This is a genomic window from Mesorhizobium sp. M0159 (genome assembly GCF_040322295.1).
Lineage (GTDB): Bacteria > Pseudomonadota > Alphaproteobacteria > Rhizobiales > Rhizobiaceae > Mesorhizobium.
In genome coordinates, this window is the sequence record NZ_JAMYTF010000114.1 from 1 (window position 1) to 4,142 (window position 4,142).

The following is a 4,142-nucleotide window of genomic DNA, read 5'->3' on the forward strand; positions in this document are numbered from 1 at the left end:
TTCGGATGCCGGCCGTCTACTGAGATGGCGTGGCTCGAGGCCGGCGTCCGGAAGCCTCCAGGGAAGGAACCCGCGGGGTGGAGATCTCGGTTTTGAGTCTATGGGGATTTGACGGTTCGGCTTGGTCCGTTGTGACCGCACCGATGGGCTTGGTGGGTGGGCAGCTTGCGAGGCAAGCAGCAGGTGCATTGCAGACAGAAGTAGCGTCGCGGCGTAGGTGAGTACGAATGCCGTGCGCGGTAGCAAAAACCGCAACGCGCCGTGAAGCGCATTCGCCCCACGATGTCGCCGGCGCTGTGGTTTGTCTTGAATGTTAAAGTTCGTACCATTGCATCCTGGGCCGGTTGGGCGCACACTGATTCGATCGGGATGCGGGGGCTCTCCTCCCATCGGGAGCTTCAGAATTGTTCGGCACGCGCGGGCTGTCTGCCATTCTTTAGCGAAGGAGAAGGGCATGCCCAAGTTCACGAACGCAGTCACTGGCAGCGAAAATGCGATCGAGGGCGTCAGTGTCGACGGCGAGGGGGTCGTTGGAACGAGCACCGACGGCGTTGGTGTCTTGGGCGAAAGCAAGCGCAACGAAGGCGTGCGCGGAGTCAGCCGCGGCTCCCATCCGGGCGTCGTGGGCATCAATAATTCGGCGGACCTTCGTCTAGGCCCGGTTTCGCTCCACCACGAGGCAAGCTCTGGAGGCAATGGCGGCTGGTTCGAGAGCAGCCTCGGTGAGGGCGTCCGGGGATGGTCGAAGAATTTGAATCATGGCGGTGTTGTCGGGGTCAATTCGGCCGGCGGCAATGCAATTTACGGGACCAGCAGCGATGGCGCGGCCATCTGGGGCACCAGTCAAAACAATGAGGGCGTCCATGCCGAGACGCATTCTCCGGGGATGGCGGCGCTGGCCGCTTTCCAGCTCAATCCAGAAAGCACAGGCGCGGCGCTTTATGCGAAGCATGAGGGCAACCTGACCGCTGCGCTTTTTGTCGGGAATGTGGTCGTGACGGGCAATATCGATGTCACCGGGCCGGGCAGCGACATTCGGCTCCTCAACGAGGATTGCGCCGAGGACTTCGACGTTCGCGACGCACAGCAGGTCGAGCCCGGAACCGTTATGATCCTGGGGCAGGACGGAGCTCTTGAGGAAAGCAATTGCGCGTACGACAAAAGGGTCGCAGGCGTGATTTCGGGCGCTGGCGATTTCAAGCCGGGGATCGTGCTGGGCTCCCGGCCTCAGTCGATCAACAGGCAGCCGATCGCGCTGATGGGCAAGGTCTATTGCAAGGCGGACGCGCATTTCGGCCAGATCGAGGTGGGCGACCTCCTGACGACCTCGCCCACGGCGGGGCACGCGATGACCGCATCCGACCGGGATCGGGCGTTCGGCACGATCATCGGCAAGGCGCTCGGCCCATTGCAATCCGGGCGGGGTCTCATTCCCATCCTCGTGGCCCTCCAATGAACCAAGACTGGAGCGCGGACGGGTACGGATGGCTGCCTAACCCCGCACGCGGCGAAGCGTGAAAACGCTGAAATCGTGCCGCGCCTTCACGGGATCGCCAATCAGCGTGCGGGCGCTCGGTCGGCTCGAGAACCGGCCTCTGCCGATAAGCGTCCTGGACATGGTCGCCACCGATGGCTTCCGCCGGTTCACCGGGGACATCAGCAGCGGCGATGTCGATTGCTCTTGGGAAATGCAGCTATGGCAAAATGGCTTCTGGTCGGCGCATGGCGATTTTCACGACGGCGGTACCCTGACCGGCGATTTCTTCTATCTTGAATTGCTGCTCGATCACGATCATTCCATCGGTGCGCGGCTCGAAGGCCACATCGTCGACGTGATCGAAAGTCGCCACACCTCGCTGAGCCTCGAAGGATCAGATCGCTGGGTTCGTGACAACTGGCACAAGTTCGAAAGTTCAGGCCCGACCCAGCGCTTGCATGCAGCGCCCGCCTGGGGTCAGCTTGCATGGGAAGGATTCGTCGCGCTCTATCTCGCGGTCGGCGCTTTTTTCTATGTCGTGACGGGCGGCGGGCGCAGCCGCTACAGAATGCGCCGCGCCGCCCCGCAGAATCCGGATCCGGGCGATACCCGGCCGGGCGTCGAAATCGACCCGGACGACGACGATGAGGACTACGGGTAAAGAATGGCGTTCTCCCCGCCTGCAACACGGTCAGGTCGAACCTGAGGTTCCGAAGGAATGTCGATGGATTTGCGCGCGATCTTGGCGCCGCGGAGCGCGCCGGATGCTCAGGTAAGCATGCGAAGCGTGTCGGAAAGCCTTGGACTGGGGATCCCGGTCGCCTTGCGCGCCATCGCGGATGTTCTCGAACCGGTTACCCTGTCCTTCACGCTCGATGCTGGCACATGCTCGGGAGAATGCCGTCTTCGCTTGGCGAGCGACGGGTCGGTACAATATGCCGGCAGGGTCCATGACAGTGGGGCGCTTTCCGCATCTTATGCCGCGATCGTCAGCATATCGCTCGTGGGCTCAGCCGACGGACCGTTCCTGTTTCCTCGCCGAGGTCATGTCGGCGGCACATTTTCATTCGAATCCCGCGATGACGATTGGGACATGAATGTCAGGCACACGCTCGTCGAGAAGAACTGGACGGCTCTCAAAGCAGGCCTGCCCTCGGCACGGGTCGATTTCGGCACCGGGACGGGAGCAATCGAATTGATTGCCGGACTGGCGAGCGCGGCCACTGGCGGGTTCGTCATTCCGTTTTGAGCCGTTTTGAGGCCCGCCGATCGAGCCCGCTATTCAAAGCGGAGCGACACCTCGAAGGACAAGCCGTCGTCGGGACCGGCCAGATCGAGATTGGCCCCCTCGATCATGTTGGGCACTTCCCAGGCCGTAGTGTCGCTATAGTCGGTGTCGAGCAGGCTAAGCGGACGGTACAGGGCCTTGTCGAACTTCCGCCCCCATTCTCCAACCAAAGCATGGATCCGCCCCTGGAGATCGATGCTGCTGTGAACCCGGATTGTCACCCCTTCGTCCCGCGCGGCAATGAAATCATCCTCGATCCATCGTGAATAGCCTTTGATGGAGAAGGCCCCGCTGCTGGTTGGACTGGTGCCTTCGGAGGCTGGACCGCTGATATTCACGCCGGCAATCAAACCGCCGAAGTAGCAATGCTCATTGGTCGCAAATCCCGCAACCAGCGCCACGGGAATTGCAACTTGCGCCTCCACCTGGACATTGAGCTTCCAGTGTCCTGACCGGGTAAACTCGACGAGCGCCTCGGTGCAGGCGAGCCCTGGCGAAAGGAGAGGCATGACGGGCGGCAGGAAGGCTACCACGTTTTCGTCGATGACCTTGCGAAGCTCCAGCGGTCCTCGCGTAATTGCAAGCGGGCGCACGAGAAGGGGCTGCGCGAGAAACTCTTCGCGGCCATTTGGTGGGGCAAGGGCCGTCTGCAGGCGCCGCAGCCTCGAGCCAGCAAGCTTAACCTGATCCATTTATTCCACCACGCGCGCCGGCGCGGCGCGCAACCCGTCCATAGCACATTAGTGCTTAAACTGCTAAGACCTTCGGCGGCGAAAAGCCCGGTTCGTGCAGCCTCTCGAGGGATGGCGCCTTCTTAAGCATGCGCTCGCATATGGCTCAGCAAGAGATAACATCGAGTGTCGGAATCTTCCGCAATAGCGACAATGGCGGCATCCTGATAATCTACATCGACCAACGCGGAGTCTTACGCCCTGCGAGGTCAGCTTCGACAGCCACGAGATGTGGTGGAAACCCGCATGGTTGTGCATCCGGCTAGCGAGGCCTAGCCCGACGACCTGGCCAAATACTTTTCCTAGAGTTCATCGGTATCAAGCCAGTCGCGACCGATGGCCATGACTCGATCTACGGGCAGGTCGCATGGCTGGCCTAGCAACCATGTCGCGATTCAAGAGCTGCCTGTCGGGGCAGACCTCAGACTCAGCCGGTCCGGTAAGACGTTTTGCCCTGCCGACGGAGCGTCTACTATTAGGCATCACAATATCATGGGTGAACGACCGGGATTTGGGCGCATTGCTGCCATTCGCAACGAGCAGAATGAAGGTCTCCGATGGGTCAGGGAACGAACCCGCTCGCGGGAGGGGCGCGGGGTTTGAGGCGTGAGCTTTGTTGGCAGCGTCGGTGAGGCTTTAATCGATC

Annotated in this window: 4 protein-coding genes; 3 read left to right on the top strand and 1 reads right to left on the bottom strand. The window is 61.3% G+C overall.

Features of this window, described 5'->3' with window-relative positions:
* The first annotated feature begins 454 nt into the window (after positions 1-454).
* The 3 genes from NKJ32_RS35090 (at position 455) to NKJ32_RS35100 (ending at position 2,726) form a co-directional block, all read left to right on the top strand.
* Positions 455-1,456, top strand: coding sequence for a hypothetical protein (locus tag NKJ32_RS35090; RefSeq protein ID WP_352457576.1), 1,002 nt, complete (start codon positions 455-457; stop codon positions 1,454-1,456).
* A gap of 58 nt (positions 1,457-1,514) precedes the next feature.
* On the top strand, positions 1,515-2,138 hold the full coding sequence (locus NKJ32_RS35095; RefSeq protein ID WP_352457575.1) for a hypothetical protein: 624 nt from the start codon (positions 1,515-1,517) through the stop codon (positions 2,136-2,138).
* A 117-nt stretch (positions 2,139-2,255) separates the two neighbouring features.
* Entirely contained in the window at positions 2,256-2,726 is a 471-nt protein-coding gene (locus NKJ32_RS35100; RefSeq protein ID WP_352830517.1) for a hypothetical protein, read from the top strand.
* 29 nt (positions 2,727-2,755) lie between these two features.
* On the opposite strand, the gene NKJ32_RS35105 is transcribed toward NKJ32_RS35100, so the two are convergent.
* Complete coding sequence (locus NKJ32_RS35105; protein WP_352830519.1) at positions 2,756-3,457, bottom strand: hypothetical protein; 702 nt, start codon at positions 3,455-3,457, stop codon at positions 2,756-2,758.
* Positions 3,458-4,142 lie beyond the last annotated feature (685 nt).